Raw genomic sequence first — 23,421 nt, 5'->3', positions numbered from 1 at the left:
TCAGCTGCCCTGCGCCGTGACGGGATCGTCGAAGAAATAGTCGCGCCAGCTTGCCGGTTCGTTCTTGATCGCGCCGACCTTGTGCATGAACTGCGCCAGCGCGAACGTGTTCTGCGGCTGCAGCTTGAACTGCACGTCGGGATTCTTGATGACCTTGATGAGGAAGTCGCGATCCTGCTTGGCGCCGGTGACGCGCAGGTAGATGTCCGCGGCCTTCTCCGGATTGGCGGCGGCAAAACTGGCGGCTTCCTTCAGCGCTTCCTGGGCCTTGTAGGTCTTGGGATTGTCGCGGCGGAATTTCTCGGTGGCGAACAGCACCGTCGACGAACTGGGACCGCCCAGCACGTCATACGAATTGAGCACGATGCGCGCCTTGGGGTTCTCGGCCAGCTCCTGCTCCTGGAAAGGCGGGTTGCCGAAGTGGCCGGTGATTTCCGTGCCGCCGGCGATGATGGCCGCCGCGGCGTCCGGGTGCGGCAGCGCCACCGAGATCTTGTCCAGCTTGTTGTACTGCGCGTCGCCCCACAGCTTGGCCGACGCCAGCTGCAGCACGCGCGATTGCACCGACACGCCCACGGCGGGCACGGCGATGCGGTCCTTGTCCGTGAAGTCGGCGATCGTCTTCACGTTCGGGTTGTTGGTGACCAGGTAGTACGGAAAGTTGCCCAGCGACGCCACGCCCTTCACGTTCTGCTTGCCGTGCGTGCGATCCCAGATCGTCAAGAGCGGTCCCACGCCCGCCCCCGCGATATCCACAGCCCCCGACAGCAGCGCGTCATTCACCGCCGAGCCGCCGGACAGCTTGGCCCACTCGACCGAGATATCCACACCTTCGGCCTTGCCGTGCTTTTCGATGAGTTGCTGGTCTCGCGCCACGTTCAGCAGCAGATAGACTATGCCGTACTGTTCGGCAATGCGGATGCGCCCTTCGGCCATGGCCGGCGTCGGCGAAGCCAGCGCCAGCACGGCAAGTATCAGCGCGAGGCCCGCGCCCGTGGCGGTCTGGACCAGTCGATCCCGTAGCGTGGAGGTCAAACGCATGGCGTTCCTTGTGGATAAGTGGTTTAAGGCCGACATGCGCGCGTCAGAACGGCACATCGCCTTCGATCGTGGTGCGGTAGAGCTTGCGGCGCAGGTGATCCGGCGTGCCGCCCGCCAGGTGGATCAGCGAGCGGTTGTCCCAGAACACCAGGTCATGCGGCTGCCATTTGTGGCGGTAGATGTGTTCCGGCCGCACGCTGTGGGCGAACAGCTCGGCGAGGAGCGCGCGGCTCTCGTCTTCGGGCAGTCCTTCGATGCGCGTCGTGAAGCCTTCGCTCACGAACAGCGCGCGGCGGCCGTTCTCCGGATGCGTGCGCACCACCGGATGCACCACCTCCTGCACCTGCGCAATCTGTTGCGCGCTCAGATTCGGGCGCCAGTTGCCTTCCTTCTGCAGTTGCCCGTATTGGGCCAGGTAGGAATGCACGCCGCGCTTGCCGTCGATCGCGTCCTTCAGCGCCTGCGGCAAGGTGTCGTAGGCCAGGTGCATGTTCGCGAACAGGGTGTCGCCGCCTTCGGCAGGCAATTCCTGCGCATGCAGCAGCGACCCCAGGCTGGGCAGTTCCTTGTACGAGATGTCCGAGTGCCAGTACTTGCCCGCGTCGCCCAATCCGATGGGCTTGCCGTCTTCCAGAATGTTCGAGACAGTCAGGATCTCGGGATGGCCCGGCAGGTGGAATTGGTGCAGCACGTGGATCATCAGGCGGCCGAAGCGGCGGCTGAAATCGATGTGCTGCTGGGGCGTGATGCGCTGGTCGCGGAACACCAGCAGGTGATGGTCCAGATGCGCCTTGTGCACGCGCGCAAAATCGGCGGGCGCCAGTTCCTGCGACAGGTCCAGGCCGATGATCTCCGCGCCAAGGGGACCGGGCAGGGGGCGCACGTCAAAGGACTGCGGCTGGGGGGCGGCGTGCGCTTCGCGCCGCAAGGCATTGCTCTGGGACATCGATCGCTCCGAATTCGCCTTGCGGCATGGCTGGAACGACCGATTATGGAAACCGCGCCATGTATCTCAAACGAAGATATCGGCGTTTGATCAAAGCTTTACGTCATATAGCAAAAAGCCGCGGGGCGCCCCCGCGGCTTCATGGCCATTCGCATATAAGCAAATAGCGTATTGGTCCTTACTTGGCCGGCATGAAGGCCTCGACCAGCTTTACCCAGTACGTCGCACCCACGGGCAGCAGCGCGTCGTTGAAGTCGTAGTTGGGGTTGTGCAGCTGGCACGGACCCATGCCGTGATACGACTCCATGCGGTGATCGCCGTCGCCGTTGCCCAGGAACAGATACGAGCCCGGCACGGATTCCAGGAAGAACGAAAAATCCTCCGCGCCCATGAACGGCGGCATGTCGCGCAGCACGTTTTCCGCGCCAAAGGTGTCTTCGGCCACCTTGGCTGCGAAGGCGGTTTCGTTTTCCCAGTTCACCAGCGGCGGGTACGCGCGCACAAAATCCAGCTCGCCCGTGCCGCCATAGACCTGCGGCAGGGTGGTGGCGATGCGGCGCATGTCGGCTTCGATCTTGTCCAGCGTCTCCACGGAATACGTGCGCACCGTGCCGCGCAGCACGGCCTCGCCGGGAATCACGTTGTAGGCATCGCCCGCGTGAATCTGCGTGATCGACAGCACCGCCTGATCCAGCGGATTCTTGCTGCGCGAGATGACCGTCTGCAGCGCGTGCACCATGTCGGCGGCCACGATGATGGGGTCAACAGACGAATGCGGCTGGGCCGCGTGGCCACCGACGCCCTTGATCACGATGTCCCAGCGGTTACTTGAGGCCATCGTCGGCCCCGACCGGAAGCCGAACTGATTGACCGGCATGCCCGGCATGTTGTGGATGCCGAACACCGCATCGCAGGGAAACTTGTCGAACAGCCCATCCTGCATCATGGCGCGCGCGCCGGCATTGCCGCCTTCCTCGGCCGGCTGGAAGATGAACACGACCGTGCCGTCGAAATTGCGATGCGTGGCCAGGTATTGCGCGGCGCCCAGCAGCATCGTCGTGTGCCCATCATGGCCGCAGCCGTGCATGCGCCCGCTGATCGTGGACTTGTGGGCAAACCGGTTGTGTTCCGGCATCGGCAAAGCATCCATATCGGCGCGCAGGCCGATGGTCTTGCCGCCGCTGCCGGCGCGCAAAATGCCCACCACACCGGTTTTCCCCAGCCCCGTGTGGACTTCGAGTCCCCAGCCGCGCAGGCGTTCGGCCACCAGGTTGGACGTGCGCGTTTCCTGGAACGCCAGTTCCGGATGCGCATGGATGTCGCGTCGCAGGGCCGTCAGATCCCCGTGTACGCGTTCGATTTCGGCAATGGTTTTCATGGCTGTGGATAAGCTGTCTGGATTGAAGGAGGGCGCACGCGCAAAAGGCCTGCTGGTCGGGGAATTCTCGCGCCGCCCCGCGTGCCGCGTCCAGCCCTTTTTCGGCGCAGGTCAGGCGGCATCGTTCAAATGGCAGGCGCTGAACTGGCCTGGCGCGATTTCGCGCAGGAGCGGGCGCTCGGCCTTGCAGCGCGGCATGGCATGGGGACACCGCGGGTGAAACGCGCACCCCGTGGGCGGATCCAGCGGCGAGGGCAGCTCGCCCCGGATGGGCTGATACGCACGCCGCCCGGGCACCAGCGTCGGCAGTTCCTTGAGCAGCGCCTGCGTGTACGGATGATTGGCGCGCGCGAACACCGTATCGGTATCGGCCAGCTCGACGATGCGTCCCAGATACATGATCGCCACGCGGTCCGAGATATGGCTGACCACGCTGAGGTTATGGCTGATGAACAGATACGTCAGGTCCAGCTCATCGCGCAGCCGTTCGAACAGATTCAGCACCTGCGCCTGGATCGACACGTCCAGCGCGGCCACGGCCTCGTCGCAGACGATGACCGATGGTTTCAGCGCCAATGCCCGCGCAATGCCGATGCGCTGACGCTGGCCGCCCGAAAACTGATGGGGATAACGCTGTGCAAAGCTCGGATCAAGCCCCACCTGGCGCATCAAACCGGCCACGTACTCCTGCTTGTCCCGCGACCGGATCAGGCCATGCGCCGCGGGCGCCTCGCCTATGATCTCGCGCACACGCATGCGCGGATTCAGGGACGCGTACGGATCCTGGAAGATCATCTGCACGCCCAGCTCGTACGCGCGCCGCTCCGGGCCCTTCATGGCTTGCACGGGCTTGCCCTGATAGTCCACCTGCCCGGCGGTCGGCGGCAGGATGCCCGACACGATGCGGCCCAGCGTGGATTTTCCACAGCCTGATTCACCGACGATGCCGATCACTTCGCCCGGCCGGACCGCCAAGTCCACACCGGCCACGGCATGCACCACCTGCGTCTTCAGTCCCGCGCCCAGCAGGTTGGCGATGCGGCCGGCCAGGTCCACCGGCTGCACGAAGCGTAGTTCGACGTCGCGCAGGGCGAGGATCGGCGTGGGATTGTTCAGGGCGTCGTTCATATCGTGTCCGGCGCTCCAGCATGCCAGCAGCGCACCCATTGCGCCGGGCGGACTTCGACAGGCGGCGGTTCGACCAGACAGGCGTCCGTCGCGCGCGGACACCGCCCTCGGAATGCACAGCCCTGCGGCAGGTTGAGCAGCGACGGCGTCATCCCGGGAATCGGCACCAGTGGCTTGCCGCGCGACTGCGGCGTCGGGATCGACGCGATCAACCCGTGCGTGTAGGGATGCATCGGGTGGCGGATGACCGCCTCGGTGCTGCCGGTTTCCACGACGCGCCCCGCATACATCACCGACACGCGATCGGCCAGACCCGCCACCACGGCCAGGTCATGCGTGATCCAGATGAGACCGGTCCCCGTTTCGCGGCAGAGTTTCTGCACCTCGAACAGGATCTGGCCTTGAATCGTGACATCCAGCGCCGTCGTGGGCTCGTCCGCAATGATGAGGCGCGGAGAATTCAACAGCGCAATGGCGATGGCCACGCGCTGGCGCATGCCGCCCGACAGCTGATGCGGATACGTCCGCAGTCGCTCTTCGGGCGACGGAATTCCAACCATGGCAAGCGTCTGCAGCGCGCGCTGTCGCGCCGCGTCGCGCGATACCTTGGCGTGCGCCTGCACCGCTTCGATCATCTGCGTATCCACGCGCAGCACCGGGTTAAGCGTCATCATCGGGTCCTGGAAGATCATCGCGATCTCCTGTCCCCGCAACTGCCGCCACCGCGCGGGCGTGGCCGCGCGCAGGTCCTCGCCGTTGAGCAGCACCTGGCCTTCGACGATACGGCCGGGTTCATCCAACAGGCCCATCAAGGAAAAACCCGTGATGCTCTTGCCCGATCCGGACTCGCCGACAAGGCCCAGGATTTCGCCCTCGGCCAGCGTCAGGTCCACGCCGTCCACGGCCTTGACCACGCCGTTGCGCGTGAAGAAATGCGTCTTCAGCCCATGCACATCAAGCACCGGGGAACGGTCAGGCAGGGGGCGTTGCGCCGCAAGTGTCTGCATCGCTCCTGTCCTCAATTCGCATGCCGCGGGTTGAGCACATCGCGCAGGTGGTCGCCCACCAGATTGATGGCGATGATGGCCAGTGCCAGCGCAATGCCGGGAAAGAACGAAATCCAATACTGGCCCGACAGCAGGTATTCAAAGCCGTTGTAGATCAGCATGCCGAGCGACGGTTCCGTCACCGGCACGCCGACACCCAGAAACGACAGCGTGGCTTCCAGCGCGATCGCGTGCGCCAGGTCGATCGTGGCGATCACGATGAGCGGCGGCATGCAATTCGGCAGCACATGTCGGAACAGCACGCGTGACCACGACAGCGACATGCAGCGCGCCGCCTCCACATATTCCTTGCCGCGCTCGACCAGCGCCGCGCCGCGTGCCGCCCGCGCAAAATACGCCCACTGCACGACGATGAGCGCGATGATCACCTTATCCACACCCTTGCCCAGAATCGCAAGAAGCATCAGCGCGACCAGGATCGCCGGGAACGACAACTGGATATCCACAACCCGCATCAGCAGGGCATCGATGCGTCCGCCAAAATAGGCGGCAATCAGCCCAACCGTCGCGCCAATGCCGAAGGCGGCCAGCACCGACACCGTGGCCACCATCAAACTGGTGCGCATGCCGTACAGAATGGCGGAAAAGAGATCGCGCGCCTGGCCGTCGGTGCCTAGCAAGTAGCGCATCGAACCATCCCCGCTTTCGCTGCCAGGCTTGAGCTTTGAATCCATGATGTCCAGGCTGGCCAGATCGTACGGATTCTGCGGCGCGATCCAGGGCGCCAGCAACGCCGCCCCCACGATCACGATCAACATCACCAGCCCCAGCGTGGCGAGCTTGCTGGCGAAGAAATCCGACACGAAGCGGCGCCAGGGCGTCTGCTCTTTCGTCGGGGCCGCGGGAGAGGCGACGGTGGCGGGCGAGTTCATCGGCGGCTATCCAAACGTACGCGGGGGTCCAGCACCGTGTAGATGATGTCCACCACCAGATTCAACATGACCAAAAAGAACACAATCAGCAGCAGATACGCCACCACCACCGGACGATCCAGGTTGATGATGGAATCGATCAGCAGCTTGCCCATGCCCGGCCACGAAAACACGGTCTCGGTCACGACGGCAAACGCCATCACCTGGCCGAACTCCAGGCCCGCCACCGTCACCACCGGAATCAGGATGTTCTTGAGCAGATGCACGCCCAGCACGCGCTTTTCGGACAGGCCCTTGGCGCGCGCGAACTTGATGTAATCCATGGGCAGCGCTTCGCGTGTGGCGGCCCGCGTTACGCGAATGATCATCGCGCACTTGGCGAAGGCAATGGTCGCTGCAGGCAACGCCAAGCTAAGCCAGCCATCGAACGTCAGCACACTCAACTGCAGCGAGCCGATGCTGACCGTGTCGCCACGGCCGCCGGCCGGCACCCAGCCCAGCATCACCGCGAACACCATGATGAGCATCAGGCCCACCCAGAAGTTCGGCAACGAGAACCCCAGCACCGAGCCCGTCATGATCGCTCGCGAACCCACTGCTGCAGGTTTCAGACCGGCTAGAATGCCGAGCGGCACGCCGATCAGCACCGACAGCAGCATCGCCACACAGGCCAGCTCCACCGTTGCGGGCATGCGTTCCAGGATCAGATGCATGGCCGGCTCGCCGGTCAGGAAACTGCTCCCGAAATCGCCGCGCACGGCCTGGCTCATGAAGATCAGGTACTGCCGCCACAACGGCTGGTCCAGTCCCAGCGACGCGCTGATCGCGGCGCGTTGCGCCTCGGTCGCTTCGGGACTGGCCAGCATCGAGACGGGATCGCCGACCATGTAAATGCCGGCAAAGACCAACGCCGACATGACGAGCATGACGACGATGGTCTGCAGCAGCCTTCTGACAATGGTTGCAAGCACGAGAGATCGCCCGGCGCGCTTACTTCTTCAGCGTTGCGTTCTGCGCCAGCGTGACCTGGTCTGGACGGCCCTGGTAGCGGATGTCGTTCTTCATGGCCCAGACCGACAGCTCGAAATGCACGGGCAGCATGGCGAAATCATCCATCGCGATATTGCTGGCCGTCGACAGCAGTTCCGCCCGCTTGGCGTCGTCCATTGTGGACGAGGCCTGCTTCACCAGCTCGTCCATCTTGGGATTGGAATAGCGGCTGCGGTTCGTCGTGCCCTGGCCGGCTTCCGGATTGCGCGTCATCAGCAGCGACGTCAGCGCGTTGGACATTTCACCGCTCGTCACCGACCATCCCGCCAGATACGCCGAGAACGAATAGCTGTCGCGGTTCTTGAAGAACACCGGGGGCGCCATCGCGTCCACGCTGGTCTTCACGCCGATGCGCGTCCACATCGATGCAATGGCCTGCGCCACCTTCGAATCGTTGACATACCGGCCGGACGGCGAACCCAGCGTGATCGAAAAGCCGTTCGGATAGCCCGCTTCCTTGAGCAGCGCCTTGGCCTTTTCCACATCGGCCTTGGGCGCCTTCGAGTGTTCCTTGCTGGCGCCAAACATCGGATACGGCAGCAGGTTGCCCGCGGGCAGGGCGACACCGCCCATCACGCGTTCGACCAGCGCATCGCGGTTGATCGCCAGCGACAAGGCTTCGCGCACGCGCTTGTCCTTCATCGGATTCTTGTCGGTGCCTTGCACGCCGGGCGACGGCTCCGCGTACTGGTCCAGCGCCACGTACACCACGCGCACCGACGGCGTTTCCTCGACAAAGAGCTTCTTGTCGGACTTGAGCTTGGGCAGGTCATCGGTGGGAGGATCTTCGATCATGTCGACGTCTCCCGCCAACAGCGCGGCCACGCGCGCGGCCGCGTTGCTGATCGGACGGTAGACCACGCGATCCCATTCGGGCTTCTTGCCCCAGTAGTTGTCGTTGCGCGCCAGCACGAATTCCGCGCCGCGCTTCCAGGACACGAACTTGTAGGGTCCGGTTCCGATCAGGCCATCGCCGCTGTTCAATTCGGTCGTCGTCTTGCCTTCCGCAGCCGGGCCCGACGCGGCCTTTTTCGACAGGATGGGCAACTGCGCCAGATTGACCAGCAGGTTCGGCGCAACTTCCTTGGTGGTGATGCGGATGGTCATCGGATCCACCGCTTCGGTCTTGGCGACGGACCCCAGATACAGCGTGAACGGCGACGGGCTGTTCGGCACCTTCGGGACGCGGTCATACGTAAAGACGACGTCCTCGGCGGTAAACGGCGTGCCATCCGAGAATTTCACGTTCGGCCGCAGCTTGAAAGTCCAGACCTTGCCATCCACGGTCCACGATTCCGCCAGCGAAGGCTGCGGCTTGAGTTGCGCGTCCGTGGCAACGAGCGTATCGAAAATGGTTTGGGAGATCTGCGTGTTCGGGGTCAACGCGTGGTATTGCGGATCCATCGACGAGGGCTCGGTCTTCAACCCGATCACCAGGTCGCGAGCCATGGCCGAACTGTATGTGCCACAGGCCATCACCACCGCGGCAGCGCCGCAGGCCAAGACACGCGAAAACCGAGATGCCATCGTGATCTCCCAGAGTTGTTTCGGGTTTTGAACCTCGGGGCCACAGTAACCAGCAAACAACGCGCCGCGCAACAGTTATATTCCCCTATTGTTTAGCCCTGCCTTCTGCCCCTGATATGTCCGCCTACGCCCCCATCGCCGCCATCGCCACCGCCCCCGGAAGAGGCGGCATCGGCGTCGTGCGCATTTCTGGTGCGGACCTGTCCGGATTGGTGCGGCGCCTGTTCCAGCGCGATCTCACTCCCCGCCATGCGCACTATCTTCCCTTCAAGACGGTGGACGGCGAACTGCTGGATGAAGGCATTGCCATCTACTTTCGTGGACCTCATTCCTACACCGGCGAAGACGTGCTGGAACTGCAGGGCCACGGCGGCCCGGCCGTGCTGCGACGTGTGCTGGATAGCTGTCTGGTCGCCGGCCGAGATCTGGGCGTGCGATTGGCCGAACCCGGCGAATTCACGCGCCGTGCGTTCCTGAACGACCGCATGGATTTGGCGCAGGCCGAGGCGGTTGCCGACCTGATCGAAGCCTCGTCCGTGGCGGCCGCGCGCGGCGCCATGGCGTCGTTGTCAGGCGAATTCTCGGCGCGTGTGAACGACCTGTCCGATCGCATCATTCATCTGCGCATGCTGGTCGAGGCGACCCTGGATTTCCCCGAAGAAGAAATCGACTTCCTGGAAAAGTATCAAGCCCGTCCGACGTTGGACGCGCTGGCGGGCGATCTTTCCGCATTGATTGCCCAGGCGCGGCAGGGCGTCATCCTGCGCGAAGGCCTGCATGTGGTGTTGGCCGGCCAGCCCAACGTAGGCAAGTCGAGCCTGCTCAACGCGCTGGCCGGCGACGACATCGCCATCGTCACGCCCATCGCCGGCACCACGCGCGACAAAGTGGTGCAGGAAATCCATATTGATGGCGTGCCGCTGCACATTGTCGACACGGCCGGCCTGCGCGAAACCGAAGACACGGTGGAAAGCATCGGGATTGCTCGCACTTGGCAAGAGATCGAGCGCGCCGACGTCATCCTCCATTTGCAGGATGCCACCCAGCCAGGCGACGAGCTGGACGCGCAGATCACAGCGCGGCTGCCGCCGCGCACGCCGGTGCTGAAGGTGTTCAACAAGGTGGATCTGTTACCCGAGCCTTTCGTCGCCGGCCCCGGCGAACTGGGCATCTCGGCCAAACGCGGCGCCGGCCTGGATGCGCTTCGCGCGGAGCTGCTGCAAATTGCGGGCTGGAATCCGGGTGCGGAATCGCCTTGGTTGGCGCGCGAACGTCATTTGCATGCGTTGCAGGAGGCGGCGGAGCATCTGGAACTGGCTGCCGCGCATGCCAGCCAGGATGACCGGGTGTTGGACTTGTTTGCCGAGGAACTGCGGTTGGCGCATGACAGCTTGTCGAGCATCACTGGCAAGTTCACCAGCGATGATCTGCTGGGGGAGATTTTTTCGAGTTTCTGCATCGGGAAGTGAGGGGGCACTTCAGCCCGCAATGCAGCATTGCGGAACTGCTTCAACATGCGTGAACAGATCAGTTTTCTTTATTAATAAGACTCCTCTGATTTACACGAAATATCGGCGGCTTTTAAAACCGGTGGTGCCCTTTGGCACCAAGGACGACCCGTGCGGTCTGTCGCAACCGGAAGCTCGCCATGCCTACCCAATCCGATCTGCGTTTCACGTTCGCTGTCGGCGACGAATCGTTTGAGGTCATCAAATTTACGCTGCAAGAAGGGTTGTCCGAGACCTTTCTGCTGGAGGTGGACCTAACCAGCGGCAACCCCGCCATCGATTTCGGCGTAGTCCTGGACCGCGCCGCGTTGCTTACGATCTGGCACGGCGCCACGCCCGTGCGCTACGTGCACGGCGCGGTCTCGTCGTTCGTTCAGGGCGACACGGGTTTTCGGCGTACGCGCTACTCGGCGATTGTCGAGCCGCGCCTGGCGCGGCTAAAGCTTAGTTCCGACTGGCGCATCTTTCAGTCGCTTAGCGTCCCGCAGATCACCGAGGCGGTGCTCAAGGCGCATGGTCTTACTCAGGATTACGAGCTTCGCGGCACCACCGAACATCAGGCGCGCGAGTACTGCGTGCAAGCGGGCGACACTGACCACGACTTTGTCGAACGCATCATGCGCGAGGAGGGCTTCTTCTATTCTTTCCGACATAGTGCCGAAGGCCATAAGCTGATCCACAGCGACCGCCTGTTCATTCACGGCCGCGTCGGCGACGAGCCGGTGCAATACAACCCCACACCGGGCGGCGACCAGCCGCAGCCAGCGCTGCGGCGATTCTCCTACACCGAGAACGTGCGCACCGCGCGCCAGACCCAGCGCGACTACACCTTTCACCATCCGCGCTACACCCACCAGCACAGCCGCGACGGACGAGATCTGGACCATCAGGGCCGCCGCTACGAACGCTATGACTACCCCGCCGGCGCAAAATTCGACGAAGCCGGCAGACCGTTCGCGGAGAACCGCCTGCGCGGCCATCGCCGCGATTCGCGCGTCGCTTTTGTTGAAGGCGATGACCCGCGGCTGCAGCCGGGCATTTCGTTCACCCTTGCTGGGCATCCGCGCGAAGACCTGAACCGCGGCTGGCGCCCGGTGCGCATCGTCCACCGTGGCATCCAACACACGAGTCAGGCCGAGGAAAGTGCACAAGCCCAGCTGGGAACGCACTACAGCTACGAGGCGGAGCTGGTTCCTGACGACGCCGAATGGCGCGCGGAACCGCTACCCAGGCCGCGCATCGACGGTCCGCAGAACGCTGTGGTGGTCGGCCCGCCCAATGAAGAGATCTATACCGACGAATACGGCCGGGTGAAGGTCCAGTTCTCCTGGGACCGGCTCGGTAAGGAGGACGAGTACAGCTCGTGCTGGATTCGCGTCTCGCAGAACATCGCCGGCGCCACTTGGGGCCACATGGCCATCCCGCGCATCGGACAGGAGGTCATGGTCTCTTACTTCGACGGCGACCCCGACCAGCCCGTGATCACCGGCCGCGTCTACAACCGCCTGCAATTGCCGCCTTACGAGCTACCGCGCCACAAGACGCGGATGACGATCAAGAGCAAGACCCACAAAGGCGAGGGGTACAACGAACTGCGATTTGAGGATGAGAAGGATCAGGAAGAAATCTACGTCCACGCGCAGAAGGACCAGAACGTCCACGTCAACAACGACGAGTCGACGTTTGTGGGTCACGACCGCAGCGAACAGGTCGAGAACGACGAGACCATCACGATCGGCCACGACCGCAAAGAGACGGTGGGCAACGACGAACAGGTCAACATCGGCCAGGACCGGCGGCAGGATATCGGGCGGGATGACTTTTTGACCGTAGGGCGCAATCACACGACCTACACCACCAAGGACCGTACCGAGGAAGTGGGCAATAACCGCCGCGACAAGACCGCGGCGAACCATTGGGTGAGTATTGGCGGGCATCAGGAACACACCGTCGAGGGCCACGCCGAGCTGCAGGCCGGCCAGGGTATCCGCCATCGGACTAAGGAATATGCCCTGTATGCCGGAGATGAGCTGGTCATAAAAGGGCCTGGTGGAACCATTCGAATAGATGGCGCCGGCATAACCCTTGACGCTATCTCCATCCAGGTCAAAGGCCCCCTCCAGAAGCAAGGTGGCGGCGGCGGCAACAAGCTTGCATTGGGTAGCGCGGTGCTAGAAGGTGCACTATCTGATTGTCTGGAGCGTGCCAGATGAAGCGGAGCGCCGTACAAGAATTCGCCCGAACAGAGCGCGCATCCAACGACCATCTTTACCTCTTGCTGGACCTGCTAGCGCCGTGCGCACCAACAGATTCCCTGAGTATCCAATCGCTGACCCAAGCGTTGGGCGCTCAGTCGATCGCGCCCGTAATGCGGCCCGACCTGGCGCATACGCCTGACGCATGTCCGGCGCTTGTACAGCTGGCTGCGCCAGGCGACATCGCGAACACTTCTGTGCTCGCAGCCGCTGAACGTGCTGCGCGTGAGGACGCCAGTCAGAAGAAGCGCTATGTCTGCGGATGGTTGACCAGTGATCAACCCCTTGCTGCGCTCGCCGAGCACATCACGGCGCGCTGCCTGGATGTCCCCACGCCGGTAGGCGGGATGCGCGCGATACCCTGGTTCGAACCATTGCGACTCGAACTGCTGGCGGCATCAATCGGGCGTGACATTTCCGGGCTCGTATGGCCAATAAAGCGTTGGCTCTGCCCGACAAGTTGGGGCACCTACACCTTGCTTCGCGGTGCTCCCACCGGGGCCGGCACGGAAGAACTCGTGCTAGCTCGACAGGCTCAACAACTAGCACCGCTCGTCGGCGACTTCCTGGATGTGTGGCGCCTGGCGTTAACGCTTCCGATGACGTATGCCCCCATGCGCTGGCGTGGCGTCACGATTCTGCCGCCGCAAGCCGCAGTGCATGCCTTCCGCATGATCCGCAACGCCCATCACCTTGGACTGCGCCTGAGCGCAGACATCTTCGACCTGTGCACACATCGCGCGTTCATTCATCCCGGCCTGCCACTGCATCCAATAGTTCAAGCCGATATCGCGGCCGCAGCCGCAGGCCGGTCCACGTTGCAAGCGCGTTTTGAAACCTACGACGACGATGCGTGGAAGCGCATCGTTGCATCGTTATCTCCAGCGGCGAACTATTCATGAGCACCAGCAAGACTCTGACTCAGGCGCGCCGTCAGGCGGCGCCCAATCCCACCGGTAATTGCAGCGCCTGTGAACGAACGGGCATACCGATCCTCCCGCTTCGGCTTGCAGTCATGCCTCTTACCGACGGGCTCAAACATCATGGCGAACTGCACCACGGGTCAATTCAGACTGCATTGCGCGTACTGCGGCAAGGTTATGTCTACGTCTTGCTGGACAAAGAAATCTGGCATGCCTATCAGGTCACCCCGGAAGGGTACTTACGCCAGTTCAATCCATTCTCCATGCCGCGGGCGAAGCCCGAGCCGCTAGCCACCTCATGCGTGGACGCGGGCCATGATCTGCGCGCGGCATTCATCAATATCGACACCGCAACGCATAAGCAGGCCTGGATCGCGTTTTCACAGGATCCTTGGCCGAAGGCGACGCTCGATGCTTATCGCACCGGTAAATACGTTGATGGAAAGGCACTGCCCGCTGATTATCGTGAACGGTTCAGGGTGGTCAACCTCTTGACGCTCAAGCAAGATCCGACTGGTGGCAACCAGGCGCTTGCCCTTGAGAACGGCGATGATCTCCGCCAGCATGTCGCCGAGTACGCGATCGGCACCCGCGATTTCGGCAGCGTCCATGATTGGCATCCCCGTCATGCGCGCTTGGAAGCCATGCAGGCGCAACTGCGCATGCTCGAAATGCAGCATGGGCTTCCAAAGGGGGTAGCCGGCCTCATCCTACCCGACCCGGTGGGCATGGCGGCAGAACTCAACAGCCTGCGGCTCTCCGTCAACACGATGCGTCAGCGATGGCGTGAAGAACCCACAAGACGGTATGCCTACCTCACCTCTCAGTGCCTGCTCGGCATCAAGGCTTACATCGCTCAGCAAGTCGAGGCTGCACACCCGCCGCCGCCGCCAGCCAGCGACTACTGGACTTCCAGCGAATCCGGCGTCCCGCCCGTATACAGTGACCCGGCACAGGATCGCGCCCGTGCGGTCGATAGCGAGACCAGGCGTCGCAGGGCCCGGCTGGAAGAACGTTACTGGGAAACCGGCCCAGCAGGACGGCAAACCTTTCAGGATGCGTACGACAAGGAAGACGAGAACTTTCAAAAGCAGATCGACGCTTATGCAAGCGACTGGGCCGACGTGGTGACTGGCGCTGGCTGGCGCCGGATCATGGCCCTGGACTATGCGGAGTCCGATGCGCGTTCGCAGCAATGCCGACTGAGCACCGCCGCGGCCTGTCTCGCGGGCGGCATCACGGATGCCCCGCCCCAGCGGGCAACAACGGCTGACGAGAGCAAACCCAGCGAAAAGCCCACTCCGGAAGTGTTGGGTCCCAGCAGTCAGGCTTGGCAAGACCTTCTGTCCGACGGTGGTAGCCCGGCCTATACCGCACTCAACGGGCAACACACCGACTTGCAGCAAGCCTTCGAACCGCAGTTCACGGACGCAATGCCCTCCGAGGCAGGCAAAAAGTACTTTGACGCGATAAAAATGGTCGCCACCAGCAAGGAGGGTAGCGATTGGCGCAGCGCGCTTGTTGTTGAAGCTGCAGATCAACTGTTGGCGGCCATACACGATGCGAGCAACCGCCTCGAAAATACCCTGAGCATCGGCGCCAAGGCGGCGTTGGACAACCTTCAGTCCGGCGCCGCCTGGCTGTACGGTAAGGCCAAGTTCACCCAGGTCACGATCCAGCTCACGGTGGGAGAGTGCTTCGAGCTGCTGTCGAACGAGATCCGCGAGCATGCCAACTCGGCCCAGAAGGCAACTGGCAAGCGCGCACGCGCCATGCTGCTGGGCAGTCTGATCACCATCCCCAATGCCGACGTCCGCAATGTGCTCATCAACGTCACGCTATGGGCGCATGGAACTGCCGAAGAGGTCAAGAAGCGCATCCTGGATTTCAGTAAAGAAGCCAAGGAGGGCGCGCAGGACATCAAGCAGGCGGCCGGCGCACTTGGACAGGAGGTCAAAAGGGAAGCCCAACATGTCTTACGTCAAGTCAACGCCGGCCTGAAGAATCTGGAGCCCGCTGCCGCCGCGGTGCTGAATGAAATGAAGGTGAGCGCAGCGGGAGCTCGTCGTGTCGCCGGCAGCACCTTTGCAAGCTTGAAGAGCCTGGCCGTCGGTAGCGTGGATGGCGGCTTGTCTTTTATCGGCCTGTACTTTCTACGGGACAGTTTGAAAAGCGCGATTGCCGACCTGGATGCGAAGGTGGGAGCACAGCATCCCGAGGCCGTCGCGGCGTTTTACAGCGTTTCGCTCGGCTTCCTAGGAGCGAGTGTTGAGGCGGCGGGCTTGGCGATCAAGATACCGGCGGACGCTGCCAAGGATTTCGTGCTGCGTTGGGGCGCGGAGAAAACTCCTGTGTTCACTCGTGTCGTGGCGCTGGGTTCGAGGATGGTGATGGTTGGTGGAGCGATATCGGCTTTGGCGGGGATCGCGGATGCCGGTGCGAGTTTCAATGCGGCCATACGCCTATCGAAGGCTGGAGATGTAGATGCCCGCCGTTACCACATATTTGCCGGTGGGTTATCAATTACTGGAGGATTTGTGGTGTTTTGGGGAGCAGTGCGATCACTCTCGTTATTCGGGGGATTGGGTGCCGGCATTGCTATCGTACTCATTGCCTTCGTAGTGACGAAAATTGCGAAAAACCTCGAATCGGACGCGATGGAAAAGTGGGCTCGGCGTTGCTACTTCGGCCGAACAGAAGCGAATGAGCGCTGGCGCAATCCGGACGATATGGACGTCGCCATTGCTGCGCTTAACGCCGCAGTGCTCGGCATGGAGGTCGACCTCCGCTTCTACAATGAAGATCGAGCGAGCTCGATAGATGAGCTCTACACCGAAGACATCGAAGTACTCAAGAACCGCGGCGCAGTCGTGACGACAGAAGCGCTTGGTTACAGCGTGACATTACCTGGTTTCGATGCCGAACGATCCCGCTACCGCTTCACCCTCACCACCGAGCGCTTTGGCCTCGCACACGACGACGACATACGTAAGCCTACTCTGTCTTCTCACGTCATGGCATGTGGGCAAGTCAACGATACCGCCCATGCCATGCAAACTTCTGCCCTGAACCATCCGGATTACACGCTGGTCAGCGAGACGAAACCAACATCCGGGCGGCCAATTCTTAGCGGCCGATACTGGTTGGATCCCATCAACAAGATCAAATCGGCAACATTTGCCGTCGCATTCTGGCCGGATAAAAACGACGACACCGGCTTCGCCGCCATCGAGATCACGGAGAAACTTTGATGGCGAGACCACAGCTAACTCCCCCCTGCGCCGGATGGCAATGTGATCTGCCCGGCCCCAATGACCCACTCATTGAGCCCCCCGTGCTGCTCTGGCAGGCGCCAACGCACATGGATGAAACGTATGTCGAGTTCGCTCGGAACACGTCGAGTTTGCGCGGTGTTTGCTTTTTCCTTTCACTGCTGCTCGGATTGATGTTCCTCCTGCTCTTGGTATTCGCTGGATGGGATATTTATGCGATAAGCGCGGCGTCTGAGGATGTCACGCTTGAAGTTGCAAGCATTTTCCTACTGCACGTGAGCACACTCTCCCTGAACGCTTGGGCTGCTCATGTTATCTACCGTTCCGAGGTGTCCCCGCCCCGGGATCTCCCGCTTCGTTTCAATCGTCTACGCCGCAAGGTTTACGTCTATGACTTCCATTCAGTCTGGTGGAATCCATTCGATCGCGGGCACGTAACCAAGGCAAGTTATGACTGGGACGATCTGCGCGCGGAAAAGTGGAAAGTTCGCGGCGCGATTCCGGGCGGAGGACTCATCATCAAGGAAGGCGTCTCCATCGCGGTGGTGGAACCGGGTACCAACACAGTCGTGACACGCTTCCACTTGAATACGGACGCCGCGAACACCTCCAATTTTTGGGCCTACGTGTGCGCCTACATGCAGAACGGCATCGAAGGCCTCGACCCCGATCGTGCCGAACCGCGTGACGCCAACGACATCGCTCCGTACAACATCGCCTTGCGCTTGGCCGCTAGAGTCGAGTGGCCCGCGGATATGGACCTTGAATCAAGAACGGCGCCATAAACGCAGTCGAGGCCCAAAGACTGGATTTGATTCCTAGAAGGGACCGATCGCCAGCCGGCCTACTGCGGCTCCACAGCCCCGATGCAATCGTTGGTGAACTCAAGCTTCTCCGCCATCGAAATCACAAAGGAACTCTGATGGCAAGACCTCAACTGAGCCCGCCCTGCGGCGGCTGGCAACGCGATCTGCCAGGCCCCAATGATCCTCCAGATGAGGCTCCCATGCTGCTCTGGCAGGCGCCGGCTCATATGGATGAGACGTATGTTGAATTTGCTCGGAATACGTCGAGTATTCGCGGTGTTCCCTTCGTTCTTTCACTGCTTATCCCTTGGTCCTTCCTCGAGCATTCAGGCCTGGTCGCAAATACTATCCACGCGCTGACATCGGCGGGAGTGGGCGTGCTTGAAGTCGGCATTCTTCTGCTTTTTGCGATGTCAATTGCCATCTGTGTCTGGGCAGTATGGGTTATCTATCGGGCCGACGTCTCCCCGCCCCGCGGTCTTCCGCTTCGATTCAATCGACTACGCCGCAAGGTATACATCTATGACTTCCATTCTGTATGGTGGAATCCCTTCGAGCGCGCATACGTGACCACCGCCAGCTATGACTGGGAAAATCTGCGCGCGGAAGAATGGAAAGTCCGTGGCGCGACGCCTGGCGGCGGGCTCATCATCAAAGAAGGCGTCTCCATCGGGGTGGTGGACCCGGGCACGAGCAACGTCGTGGCACGCTTCCAATTGAACACCGACGCTGCGAACACCTCCAATTTCTGGGCATACGTGTGTGCCTACATGCAAAACGGCATTAATGGCCTCGACCCAGATCGTGTCGAACCTCGTGATGCCAATGACGTCGCTCCCTACAACATCGCTTTGCGCCTGGCTCCCAGAGTCCAATGGCCCGCGGAGATGGATCTTGAATCTCGTACGGCGCCGGACATGGACTCCGTGCTAGATTCGACCGGTCAGATTGCATCTACCGCTTTGGCGTCGGGAAGATAACCAGAGGCGCGTCGTCATGAATACGAATGCCACCCCTTTTCATATCCGCGTCGCAAAGCCTGCTGATGTCGCCCGCATCGAGCGCATCGTCCGCGATGCGTACACCCCTTACATCGCACGCAACGGCGCCACGCCCGGTCCCATGCTGGACGACTATCCGGCACGCGTCGCGCAAGGCGTGGTTCACGTCCTGGAATCGAAAGTCGGCATCGAAGGCCTCATCGTGCTGATTCCAGAACCCGACGACAGCTGCATGTTGCTGGACAACATCGCCGTATCGCCAACCGCGCAAGGCAAGGGCCACGGCCGGACACTGCTGCAGTGGGCCGAAGACGCCGCGCGCCGCGCCGGCTTTTCACGCATCCGGCTTTACACCCAGGAAGTGATGAGCGAGAACATCGCCATCTACACGCGGCGCGGCTATGTGGAAACGCATCGCGCCACGGAGATTGGACTGAAGCGCGTCTTCATGCAAAAGCCCCTTGATTAATGGGCTCTCGCAAAACTCTCAAATATCCAAAGAGCCGATTCGAAAATATGAGCTTTTACTCATAATTTATCGGGCTGCCTTTTCTGGCCATCAAATGCGCGGCGATCCTGTTTTTCGCCAGCGATTTCGAATAGACGGACTCCGGCCGGATGCGCTGCGCAATGACGTACCCCGTCATGCACGCCAGCATCAACGGCAACATGACTTCATAGCTCAACGTCATCTCGAATATCATCAAGATCGACATCAGCGGCGCATGCGTGGTGGCCGCCAGCAGCGCGCCCATTCCCACGACGGCATAACTGGACACCGCCGACAAACTGCCGGTCGGAAACAGGCCCTGCAGCGCAGTCCCGTACAAGGCGCCCAGCGCCGCCCCCACGAACAAGGTCGGCGTGAAGACTCCGCCTAGAGCGCCGGACCCGACACTGGCCGCCGTAGCCAATGTCTTGAGCAACAGCAGGGCGGCCACCGCCTGCCACGCCCAATCCGTATGCAACATGCTGTTGACCACGCTGTAACCGTTGCCCCACACCGCGGGATCGATCACGGACAGCGCGCCGACAACCAGCCCGCCTACCGCCATCCTCGCCCAGATCGGAAACGGCAACCGGCGAAACGCCGCGCGGGACAAATCCAGGAATCGCAGGAATTGGGGCGCGGCCAGACCTGCAATCAGGCCAAGTCCCAGGTAATTGATCACTTCCCACCCCGACACGAACTCGAAGTGCGGCATCTGAAAGACCGCGTCGTAGTGCAGCACCTGGCGCGTCACGATGTTGGCGACCACGGAGGCGACGGCCAGCGGCACCAGCGTCGCGGTTGAAATCACGCCGTACACAATCTCTGAAATGAACACCGCGCCGGCAATCGGCGCGTTGTACGCCGCGGTGATGCCCGCCGTCGCGCCGCAGGCCACCAGCAGCCGGAGATGGCGGGGCGGCAAGACCAGATAGCGGCCCGTCAATGATGCACACATTGCCGCCAGTTGCACCATCGGTCCCTCGCGGCCGATCGATGCGCCCGATCCGATCGAAAAAATCGAGGACAGGCTGCGCGCGACCGTCTGGCGAAAGCCGATGACGCCACGGCCGATCGAGATGGCTTCTATATAGTCGGCTGCCCCCCGCCGGGGCAGCCATCGGGTGGCAGCCTGCAGGATCAGGCCGGCGATCGCGCCCCCGGCCGCCGGCATCAGAAAGCGCTGCCAGGGGTCCAGCCCACGCGCCAGCGACACCATGCCGTGGGGAACCTCGCCGCCCCCTACCAACAATTGCATCCAGCCAAGCAGTTCGCGAAACACCACCGTTGCCAGCGCACCCAGGGCGCCAATCAACGCGGCCGCACACAACGTCAAGGCTAAATTTTCCGCCAAAAGTCCGCGTTTCAACCGCCTGGCCCCGGCCGGTCGGCGCAGTTTCAAGTCGCTATCAATGGCCGGATTCTACGGCGGATCCTGCTCACTTTTTGTTCAGCACACCGTCAACAAACCGCCCAGGTCACCCCTCGAATACCCGATTCCGATCACCGCGTAGCGGCCCGTTTTGGGGCGCTGCAAGGGCAAAAATCCGGGTAGGCGAAGGGCGGTTTTCCGGGGTAAAAGGGCGCTTCTCGGGACCCAGTTGCCAGAAACGCCCTGTGGATAACTCCTAAGTAGCGCGCTTGTGCACATGTTGTGGAGGCAAGTTGAACAAGCAGGGGTTTCGGACGCGGTCCAAAATCTTGTCCAACTTCAGCTTTTTTCCCACACAGAGTTCTTGCACAAGCAAAAACGGACGCAAGGCAATGAAAAGAAAGAGGTTTTCAAGGTTAAGGTAGTTATCCACAGCCCTTATTAATCATTAGTCTTTATATAAAGAAAAAAAAAGGAAAAGCCAAACATGCTTTCCCATTCCGCCCATCCACCGCCCCCCGGACTGCGTCCATGCGTATCCTCTTGATCGAAGATGAAGCTGAACTTGCCCGCTGGCTGTCCAGAAGCCTGGCCAGACATGCCGGCTTTGTCGTGGAATGGGCTGATGACGGACTGGTCGCCGAAAGAAGGCTGGCCGTCGAAGATTTCGATGCGGTCATCCTGGATCTCGGACTTCCCGGCATGGATGGCCATACTTTGCTGGCGAAGATTCGCGCGCGGGACGACCGTACGCCGGTGCTGGTCTTGACCGCGCGCGATTCACTGGCCGAGAGAATCGGAACACTTCACGAGGGAGCGGACGATTTCCTGCCGAAACCCTTTGTTGTGGAAGAGTTGGAAGCGCGATTGATTGCGCTGATTCGCCGCAGCCGCGGGCGCGAACATCCGCGCCTCGCACTGGGAAACCTGGTTTTTGAAACTTCCGCGCAGAAATTCACGGTCAATGGACAGCCTTTGCAGTTATCCCCACGTGAACATGCGGTCCTTCGGGTGCTGATCCAGAAAAGCGGCGAACCCATCAACAAGCAGCAGATCCTGGACCGCATCCTCACGGACGATGCCGACATCAACCTGGAAGCCATCGAGGTCCTGGTTCACCGATTGCGCAAAAAATTGGCGGAAACCGGTGTGCAGATCGTGACCATGCGCGGCATGGGCTACTGCCTGGAGAACCTTGTTGACAACTAGAAGTCCGCAAAACAGCGTTGATTTTTCGGCGAAAAAACGCGCCCGAACGCTGAAAACGCAGTTGCTCTGGTGGCTGATTCCGACCCTCGTCTTCGTGATGATGGGTGCGCTCTGGCTGTCCAACCACCAGCTGCGCAACCAGGTCGACAATGCCTACGACCGGTCTCTCGCCGGAGCGCTTCGCGCGATCGACCACAACATATCCACAGCCAGCGGTGGATTAGCCATGGAGCAGCCCTACCTGATGCTTGAATTTTTCGAGCTGACGGCCAATGGCAGCGTGTTCTACCGGGTGGCAACCGAAGACGGGCTGGCCGAAATCGGCCATCCTGGGCTGCCCCTGCCGGAGCAGCCCCTGGTGTCGGGCGAGCCGCGATTTTTCTATGCGACCTACCAGGGCCAGCCCGTCCGGGTGGCGGCATTGGCCCGGCCCATGGATCCGCCGCTGTATGCGAACCAGGGCGGCCGGGTGATCGTGCAGGTCGCGGAGGGTCTGGAAAGCCGTCAGGCGTTCCTCCACAAGGTTTTGGTGCGGTCGGTGGAGCGGGACCTTGCCGTGATCCTCATCAGCGTCCTGGTGATCATCCTGGGCGTTTTCATGGCCCTGCGCCCCCTGGAGCGGCTGCGCCAGGAAGTCAAAGGCCGCTCTGCAGACGATTTAAGCCCCGTCAGCGCGTCCGACATGCCGGGGGAGGTCCTGCCCCTGGTGGCGGCCGTAAACCTCCATATGGCCCGATTTGCGGCCTTGGGGAGGGTGCAGGCGCAGTTCCTGGACGACGCGTCGCACCAATTGCGCACGCCCTTGTCCGTTTTGCGGACCCAGACCGCCTATGCCCTGCGCGAAACAGACCCCCAGGAGGTCCGTACAGCCCTTCTGGCGATGCAAGAGGGGTTGGACAGGGCCGTACGCACCACCAACCAGATGCTCGCGCTGGCGCGCGCTAAAGACGCTTCTCTGGCCGAAGGCGGTTTGGCGCCCGAATCAGTGGACCTGGTGGACCTCGCGGACGGGGTGATCCGTACCCAATTACCCAATGCCCGAGGCCGGCAGTTGGACATCGGCCTGGAGGCGGACTGCAGGCCCGTTGTCGTCGGCGGGGCGGAGTGGCTGTTGCGGGAAGCGGTCAGCAACCTGGTCGACAACGCCATCCGCTATGCGTGCGCCGGTGGTGTGGTCACCGTCCGGATCGAGACCGGCACAGACCAGGCCCGGCTACTGGTGGAAGACGACGGACCGGGCATGTCGGACGAGGACATCGCCCGGGCGTGCGTACGCTTCCGGCGAGGCGCGGCAGGCAAGAACACCACCGGGGCCGGCCTGGGCCTGGCGATCGTTGGCACCATCGCTGAAATCCTGGGCGCCCGGCTCGTGCTTGAGAACCGGGTGGGGCAGCCGGGCCTGCGCGCGGCGTTGGTGTTTACCCTGCAAATGGGACCCGATGCTGCGCCGCGTCACGAAATCGGCCGGAATTGAAAGCTTATGGAAAGCTTCGGTTTTGTACGGTTGCGTCCACTGGAGCCGCTGGACGCGATCATTCGCCGTAGCGCCGCTGCCAGCGATACCTAGACCTATAAA

Annotated in this window: 18 protein-coding genes; 9 read left to right on the top strand and 9 right to left on the bottom strand. The window is 61.9% G+C overall.

Annotated elements, in window-relative coordinates:
* From AB3147_RS28240 to AB3147_RS28205, 8 genes are all read right to left on the bottom strand, one after another.
* On the bottom strand, positions 1–1,041 hold the full coding sequence (locus AB3147_RS28240; RefSeq protein ID WP_367353501.1) for an ABC transporter substrate-binding protein: 1,041 nt from the start codon (positions 1,039–1,041) through the stop codon (positions 1–3).
* A 43-nt stretch (positions 1,042–1,084) separates the two neighbouring features.
* Positions 1,085–1,987 (bottom strand): TauD/TfdA dioxygenase family protein, encoded by a 903-nt coding sequence (locus tag AB3147_RS28235; protein ID WP_175136953.1) that lies wholly within the window; start codon positions 1,985–1,987, stop codon positions 1,085–1,087.
* A 178-nt stretch (positions 1,988–2,165) separates the two neighbouring features.
* Positions 2,166–3,365 (bottom strand): M20 aminoacylase family protein, encoded by a 1,200-nt coding sequence (locus AB3147_RS28230; protein ID WP_367353500.1) that lies wholly within the window; start codon positions 3,363–3,365, stop codon positions 2,166–2,168.
* A 111-nt stretch (positions 3,366–3,476) separates the two neighbouring features.
* A complete protein-coding gene (locus AB3147_RS28225) occupies positions 3,477–4,493 on the bottom strand; it encodes an ABC transporter ATP-binding protein (RefSeq protein WP_175136951.1) in 1,017 nt (338 codons plus the stop codon).
* On the bottom strand, positions 4,490–5,500 hold the full coding sequence (locus AB3147_RS28220) for an ABC transporter ATP-binding protein (RefSeq protein ID WP_218342478.1): 1,011 nt from the start codon (positions 5,498–5,500) through the stop codon (positions 4,490–4,492). Before AB3147_RS28220 ends, AB3147_RS28225 begins: the two co-directional genes overlap by 4 nt.
* Before the next feature lie 11 nt (positions 5,501–5,511).
* Entirely contained in the window at positions 5,512–6,432 is a 921-nt protein-coding gene (locus AB3147_RS28215) for an ABC transporter permease (protein ID WP_367353499.1), read from the bottom strand.
* Positions 6,429–7,403, bottom strand: coding sequence for an ABC transporter permease (locus AB3147_RS28210; protein WP_367353498.1), 975 nt, complete (start codon positions 7,401–7,403; stop codon positions 6,429–6,431). Before AB3147_RS28210 ends, AB3147_RS28215 begins: the two co-directional genes overlap by 4 nt.
* A 19-nt stretch (positions 7,404–7,422) precedes the next feature.
* Positions 7,423–9,009: an ABC transporter substrate-binding protein gene (locus AB3147_RS28205; RefSeq protein WP_218342480.1), complete on the bottom strand. Its 1,587-nt coding sequence runs from the start codon at positions 9,007–9,009 to the stop codon at positions 7,423–7,425.
* Between the two features lie 116 nt (positions 9,010–9,125).
* Here AB3147_RS28205 and mnmE point away from each other — a divergent pair, with 116 nt between their 5' ends.
* From mnmE to AB3147_RS28170, 7 genes are all read left to right on the top strand, one after another.
* Complete coding sequence (mnmE, locus tag AB3147_RS28200; protein WP_367353497.1) at positions 9,126–10,478, top strand: tRNA uridine-5-carboxymethylaminomethyl(34) synthesis GTPase MnmE; 1,353 nt, start codon at positions 9,126–9,128, stop codon at positions 10,476–10,478.
* A 179-nt stretch (positions 10,479–10,657) separates the two neighbouring features.
* Positions 10,658–12,730, top strand: a complete 2,073-nt coding sequence (locus AB3147_RS28195; protein ID WP_367353496.1) for a type VI secretion system Vgr family protein — start codon at positions 10,658–10,660, stop codon at positions 12,728–12,730.
* Entirely contained in the window at positions 12,727–13,674 is a 948-nt protein-coding gene (locus AB3147_RS28190; RefSeq protein ID WP_367353495.1) for a hypothetical protein, read from the top strand. The genes AB3147_RS28195 and AB3147_RS28190 overlap by 4 nt, the downstream gene beginning before the upstream one ends.
* Positions 13,671–16,946 carry a T6SS effector BTH_I2691 family protein gene (locus AB3147_RS28185; protein WP_367353494.1) on the top strand — a complete coding sequence of 1,092 codons (3,276 nt, stop codon included), beginning with the start codon at positions 13,671–13,673 and terminating at the stop codon, positions 16,944–16,946. The genes AB3147_RS28190 and AB3147_RS28185 overlap by 4 nt, the downstream gene beginning before the upstream one ends.
* Before the next feature lie 83 nt (positions 16,947–17,029).
* On the top strand, positions 17,030–17,752 hold the full coding sequence (locus tag AB3147_RS28180) for a DUF6708 domain-containing protein (protein WP_343738593.1): 723 nt from the start codon (positions 17,030–17,032) through the stop codon (positions 17,750–17,752).
* A gap of 221 nt (positions 17,753–17,973) precedes the next feature.
* Positions 17,974–18,753, top strand: coding sequence for a DUF6708 domain-containing protein (locus AB3147_RS28175; protein ID WP_367353493.1), 780 nt, complete (start codon positions 17,974–17,976; stop codon positions 18,751–18,753).
* Between the two features lie 16 nt (positions 18,754–18,769).
* Positions 18,770–19,243, top strand: a complete 474-nt coding sequence (locus tag AB3147_RS28170; protein WP_367353492.1) for a GNAT family N-acetyltransferase — start codon at positions 18,770–18,772, stop codon at positions 19,241–19,243.
* A 55-nt stretch (positions 19,244–19,298) separates the two neighbouring features.
* Here AB3147_RS28170 and AB3147_RS28165 read toward each other — a convergent pair whose 3' ends face one another.
* Positions 19,299–20,633 carry a ClcB-like voltage-gated chloride channel protein gene (locus tag AB3147_RS28165; RefSeq protein ID WP_367353491.1) on the bottom strand — a complete coding sequence of 445 codons (1,335 nt, stop codon included), beginning with the start codon at positions 20,631–20,633 and terminating at the stop codon, positions 19,299–19,301.
* Between the two features lie 534 nt (positions 20,634–21,167).
* On the opposite strand from AB3147_RS28165, the gene AB3147_RS28160 reads away from it, so the two are divergent.
* Together AB3147_RS28160 and AB3147_RS28155 are read left to right on the top strand one after the other, a co-directional pair.
* Positions 21,168–21,845, top strand: coding sequence for a response regulator (locus AB3147_RS28160; RefSeq protein ID WP_056566075.1), 678 nt, complete (start codon positions 21,168–21,170; stop codon positions 21,843–21,845).
* Positions 21,835–23,319: a sensor histidine kinase N-terminal domain-containing protein gene (locus AB3147_RS28155; RefSeq protein ID WP_438861015.1), complete on the top strand. Its 1,485-nt coding sequence runs from the start codon at positions 21,835–21,837 to the stop codon at positions 23,317–23,319. Before AB3147_RS28160 ends, AB3147_RS28155 begins: the two co-directional genes overlap by 11 nt.
* The last annotated feature ends 102 nt before the right edge of the window (positions 23,320–23,421 follow it).

The sequence above is a fragment of the Achromobacter animicus genome (assembly GCF_040775605.1).
GTDB classification, from domain to species: domain Bacteria; phylum Pseudomonadota; class Gammaproteobacteria; order Burkholderiales; family Burkholderiaceae_B; genus Achromobacter; species Achromobacter animicus.
The sequence above is the reverse complement of the archived record's forward strand: the minus strand, read 5'-3'. Positions and strand labels throughout refer to the sequence as shown.

What these genes read in the sequence shown, in the direction of transcription:
- AB3147_RS28170 (WP_367353492.1), top strand. Translation starts at nt 18,770, where the DNA reads ATGAATACGAATGCCACCCCTTTTCATATCCGCGTCGCAAAGCCTGCT.
- AB3147_RS28225 (WP_175136951.1), bottom strand. Translation starts at nt 4,493, where the DNA reads ATGAACGACGCCCTGAACAATCCCACGCCGATCCTCGCCCTGCGCGAC.
- AB3147_RS28235 (WP_175136953.1), bottom strand. Translation starts at nt 1,987, where the DNA reads ATGTCCCAGAGCAATGCCTTGCGGCGCGAAGCGCACGCCGCCCCCCAG.
- mnmE (WP_367353497.1), top strand. Translation starts at nt 9,126, where the DNA reads ATGTCCGCCTACGCCCCCATCGCCGCCATCGCCACCGCCCCCGGAAGA.
- AB3147_RS28230 (WP_367353500.1), bottom strand. Translation starts at nt 3,365, where the DNA reads ATGAAAACCATTGCCGAAATCGAACGCGTACACGGGGATCTGACGGCC.
- AB3147_RS28205 (WP_218342480.1), bottom strand. Translation starts at nt 9,009, where the DNA reads ATGGCATCTCGGTTTTCGCGTGTCTTGGCCTGCGGCGCTGCCGCGGTG.
- AB3147_RS28240 (WP_367353501.1), bottom strand. Translation starts at nt 1,041, where the DNA reads ATGCGTTTGACCTCCACGCTACGGGATCGACTGGTCCAGACCGCCACG.
- AB3147_RS28195 (WP_367353496.1), top strand. Translation starts at nt 10,658, where the DNA reads ATGCCTACCCAATCCGATCTGCGTTTCACGTTCGCTGTCGGCGACGAA.
- AB3147_RS28185 (WP_367353494.1), top strand. Translation starts at nt 13,671, where the DNA reads ATGAGCACCAGCAAGACTCTGACTCAGGCGCGCCGTCAGGCGGCGCCC.
- AB3147_RS28215 (WP_367353499.1), bottom strand. Translation starts at nt 6,432, where the DNA reads ATGAACTCGCCCGCCACCGTCGCCTCTCCCGCGGCCCCGACGAAAGAG.
- AB3147_RS28175 (WP_367353493.1), top strand. Translation starts at nt 17,974, where the DNA reads ATGCTGCTCTGGCAGGCGCCGGCTCATATGGATGAGACGTATGTTGAA.
- AB3147_RS28160 (WP_056566075.1), top strand. Translation starts at nt 21,168, where the DNA reads ATGCGTATCCTCTTGATCGAAGATGAAGCTGAACTTGCCCGCTGGCTG.
- AB3147_RS28190 (WP_367353495.1), top strand. Translation starts at nt 12,727, where the DNA reads ATGAAGCGGAGCGCCGTACAAGAATTCGCCCGAACAGAGCGCGCATCC.
- AB3147_RS28220 (WP_218342478.1), bottom strand. Translation starts at nt 5,500, where the DNA reads ATGCAGACACTTGCGGCGCAACGCCCCCTGCCTGACCGTTCCCCGGTG.